Genomic DNA, 4,911 nt, shown 5'->3' with positions numbered 1-4,911 from the left:
GGCGACATCGGAATGACGGTGTCGGGCTCGGCGCTGGGCTTCAGCTGGTACGGCGAAGCCGGGCAAAGCTATGCGCTCGAAACCACCGACGATTTGGTTGCCGGAAGCTGGCAAACCGTCACCAACGTGACCGGCGCCAACGGGCTCGTTTCGCTGACCGGGGCCGTGGACCAAACCAACGCCTTCTACCGCGTTAAGTCGGTCGAGTAACGAACCCCCGGAAGCGGCGATCTCCAGATAGAGCAGTTGCGGACGTCTTTAAATAGAATGATTTTTTCTGAGGCGTAGTCGCCCTGAAGTGCGGAGACAGTGGGCTGCCCCCTTAAACTATGACATTTTCAATATGAAGTCTTTTGGTAAGATGCGCCTGAACATGGGTCTGAATCGTCGCGAAAACGTTGCCTGTCCCGGTGGACGTGAATGGCGCAGACGCAGGGCACTGGGATATGGGAGCAGGAATGAAAATTAAAGAGATGATGCTAGTGAAACTTGGCGCAAAGGCCTTCCCTCCTGTTGGAGCGGAGCGGAGGGTGCTGCCGGCGAAAAACGTCTATCGAGGACTCGTGGGCCTAATATTCGCAACCTTGCTATGCACGGCGGCACAGGGTGCGTTGGAATCTGCCGGGTTCAAGGGGTACATGTTTTATGGCCTGTCCACCTCCAGCACCCCCGAGGATCACGAATGGGGCGGTTTCCACTACTGCAATATTCACCAGATCGTTGTGCCGGAGGCCGCCCAATCCTTCCAAAGCGGATTATTCCACACCTGGTATTGGCCGAGCGCGCTCCGCGAGCATCCGGATTACGACCGCGACACGTGGGGCTACCACACCATGGAGGGCGGTGCGGGCTACAAGAGCTATCTACGGTTTAAGAATTCCACGGCGCCGCAAAAGTTTACCATGGGGGGCGTTTCCGGCGGATTCGGCAATTTCAGCAACGGCCCCGGCTCGGGCAATCCCGGGTTCAACAATTCAAACACTTCCACCCTCAAGTGGGAGAACACCACCGGGCGTTACGGGGCCGCGATGCTGAGCAATCGCCTGCTTTTTCCTTTTGATGGCATCGGCTTTGCCGCGGGCACCAACAACAAAATGTTTGGCTACGGATATTATGCGTTGCCCTTGACCGAACCCAAAACCACGACGGAGGGGGAGGATATCCCAACCGGAAATCACTGCTGGACGCTGTTTTTCAATACCGAAAACTTTCGCGGTCCAGTGGCGTTTCACACCCCCCATCATTGGGCGAAATATTCTCTGGGGAATTCAAACACCCGCGGAACAACCTTCGATAACAGCACGCTGAGGGAAAATTCAACCTATCAACGCGAGGCAAGCAAGTCGGCAGGGGCGCAGTGGTCGGACCCCGATACGGGCGATATCTATTACCGGGCCCTGCAGGTGACCATGCCCGTCGACGAGGACAACATCGGCCGCTTTGGAAGCACGGTGATGAATGTGGATTCGACCATGTGGGTCAACATGTCGGACTGGTTTGCCGGAGGCGATCCCGCCGCCACGGATTTCGATGCGCCGGGTGCGATCCATACGCGCACTGCGACAAGCGGATCGTTGAGCGCCTCGATTGACGGAGTATACATATCGGGTGAAACCTCCTTTATGAAAAGGGTTGCCGACCCGGCGGATCCCAGCGCCATTGCCTTCGAGTATTCCGGCGATCTGGTCGAGAAAATCGAAGGCGCCGAATTGATGAAGCTTCCCGAATACTATGTCCTCCGGGCAGGGGATACGTATGCCGTGGCCATCGCGGAAAGCGAAGTGCCGGCGGAAAGCGGTCTCCTGGAACTCGATTCCGCGGAAGACTATGGCGGGCTGTACGATTTTACAGGCGCCGATCAAGATTCCATTTTTTCACCGCTCCATCCCGATTATGCATACAGCGATTCTGTGGTGGATGCATGGAAAACCCCGGGCCCGACTGCCGGCCCCTACACGGCGGATTTGGACGACGGCAGCACGGTCGTCTACTACTGGTACAAGTTTAACGAACAGCCCTTTATCCTGAACTCCGACATGGACGAGCAAGAACGGGAACTCATTCAGGCAAGGGTGGAGCTGATTCATGGGCACTGGAGCTGCACCAATACCTATTTCCCCGATCCCGTTCAAGAGCGCGCTTCGTTGGACCCGGGGCTGATCGTCTCGCCGCCGCCCGGCCTGGAGGTCGGCTACGTGCCGGTTTGCGTGCACCAGCAGCTCACGGGCGAAACCATCCCGGCCTATCCGGTGATCGATAAAATCATCAATGCGTTGCCCTATGCAGAGAGTTTTGAGACCGGCGAAAGCGATTGGCATTCCGCCGATGACAACGACTATGATTGGCAGATTCACCAAGGTGCGACGCCATCCAGTGACGCTGGGCCCGATAGCGCCGGCGACGGCGATTATTATCTCTATGCCGAAGGCGACGACGGCAGTAGCTCCGACTCGGCGATGGCGGAAGCGACCTTCGACTTCAGCACGGTCAACGATGCAATCCTCTCCTTCGACTACCACATGTATGGGGCCCACATTGATTATCTGGCCGTGGATGTGCACGACGGTTCCACGTGGACGCAAGGCGTCTGGATTCGGAATGGGCAGCAACAGACCGCCGGCAACGATCCGTGGTCGAACGCAACGGTGGATCTGTCGGCCTATGCCGGAAACGACGAGGTGACCATCCGCTTCCGGACCGCACTGCTGGATGGCAACAATGCCGACCCTGCCATCGACAACATCAGCCTGACGGGCGATCCCAAAAACATTCCGCCGGAGGCGGATGCCATCACGGCAACGCTTTATGAAAACAGCAGCGTAGCGATTGTCCTCACCGGCTCCGATTCCGACGGCGGCAACCTGACCTCTGCCGTGGCATTGCAACCGACCAACGGTACGCTGAGCGGTGCGGCTCCCAACCTGATCTACACGCCGGATACCGGCTTTAATGGGGCGGACAGCTTTACCTTCACGGTCAACGACGGCACGGATAGCAGTGCGGAAGCCTCCGTTTCCATCCAGGTGATTCCGCTTGCCGGCCTGGTGGCGGACTGGCCGATGAATATGGGATACAATACCAAGGTCGTGGATGCAACGGGGCATGGTTTCGACGGTACACTGTCCTCGGCCATCTGGGTTGGAAGCGGTTTCGACAGTCGGGCTCTTGCATTCAACGGTAGCAGCTCCACGGTTGCTTTGCCGGCATCCGCCTTTGAGTCGATCAGCAACGAAGTCACGGTCTCGTTGTGGGCATACGGGAGCGACGACCAGCCACGGAATGATTCCGTTTTTTATGCGGAGAATGCCGAGGGGGACCGCGTTTTGAACGTGCACCTGCCGTGGGGCGACGGAACCGTCTTTTGGGATGCCGGTTTTGACGGCGACTACGACCGAATCTCCAAAGGCGCCGAGACCAATGAATACCAAGGGGGATGGAACCATTGGGTCTTTACCAAAAATGCCGCGGTCGGCGAAATGGCCATCTACCTCAACGGCGATCCTTGGCACGGCGATACGGGGATGACCCGGACCATGGACGGCATTGCCGCCGCTGCTTTGGGGAGCCAGATCGGCGGCGGATACTATTCCGGCACCATCGACGAGGTGCGCCTCTACAATACGAGTTTGGATGCAACTGAAGTTTCGGCCCTCCACTCCGCCTATCTTGGAGTTGTCGCTCCGGAGTGGCCGGAAGGATCCATTGCCGGGGTGGATTTCGAAGACGCGAACGATGCGGATTTCGATGCCTCGCCCGACGACCACGACCCGGACGACGGCATTGGCGTCTCCGCCGGATGGACGGTATCCGGAAATGCGTTGAGCGTCGCGGTGGACTACACCGCCAATGCGGCAGGTGCCACCTCGGGCAGCTATGTGGCCAAACTCAACGGCGGAACTTCGGGGCAGTCCTCGATGCCGTCCGTTGCGCCGTCGGGCGACTTCTATTCCTGGTCGATCGCCATCCCCTCCAACGTCGTGCTGAATTTGTCCGGAATCACCTTCGATCTGCGCCAGGGCACCGGCACGGCCGGCAACACCCGCTGGGCGATGTTCAACACCAGCCTCGACGGCGGCCCCGGCAGCGCCGCGCTCTGGGGCGTTGAGGTCCCGCCGTTGCGCGGCGAAGGCTGGGCGAACGCCGTGGTTGATCTGAGCGATGCCCAATACCAAGGCCTAACCGATACCACCGTGACGTTCTACTGGTACAACGAATCGACGGGATGCGACATCGATACCATTGTGGTGATGGGCAACGTGGTGGGAGTGGTCGACAACGAGCCGCCGACGCCGAACCCGATGACCTGGGCGACGCCGCCGACCGCGGAATCGAGCAGCTCGATCACCATGACCGCCACCACGGCGACCGATGAAAGCGGAGTGGAATACTATTTCACCTGCACGGCGGGCGGCGGCCACGACAGCGGCTGGCAGAGCAGCCCGACCTATACCGACACCGGGCTGTCCGCCGAAACCGCCTATGCCTACACCGTCATGGCGCGCGACACCTCGACCGGCCAGAACACCACTACGGCTTCCGCCGCGCTTTCCGCGACGACGCCCAAGGCCCCCGACGTGGATTTGTCGATCATCTACTCGGAAACCTTCGATGGCGACGGAGCGTCCGGCCTCGATGGCGTGGCACCCACCATCGGCGACAACGATTGGGACGCCAAGAGCGACTTCATCAACAACGACGGAACCATCAATGGCGGCGGCGCGAATGGCGCGTGGGCCGGAGCCGTACTGCTGCCTTTCTCCCCCGAAACCAACCAGGTTTACGTGTTGTCGGTCGACATGCTCCACACGGGCAACGATCTCGATGCGCTTAAATATTTGGCGCTCGGGTTCACGAAGGATGGAATCAACGAAGCGGTGCTCGATACCAGCAACCGATTCCCGAATCTCAACG

2 protein-coding genes are annotated in these 4,911 nt (G+C 59.2%); both read left to right on the top strand.

What is annotated here, in order from left to right; genetic code table 11:
* The coding region (locus ABYO54_RS14010; protein WP_372808870.1) for a hypothetical protein at positions 1-210 on the top strand (210 nt) is incomplete at its 5' end.
* A 428-nt stretch (positions 211-638) separates the two neighbouring features.
* Positions 639-4,911 (top strand): Ig-like domain-containing protein (locus tag ABYO54_RS14005; protein WP_372808869.1); only part of this gene is annotated, 4,273 nt, incomplete at its 3' end.

Origin of the sequence: Pontiella sp., assembly GCF_041622395.1 — a bacterium.
GTDB lineage: Bacteria > Verrucomicrobiota > Kiritimatiellia > Kiritimatiellales > Pontiellaceae > Pontiella.
The sequence above is the reverse complement of the archived record's forward strand: the minus strand, read 5'-3'. Positions and strand labels throughout refer to the sequence as shown.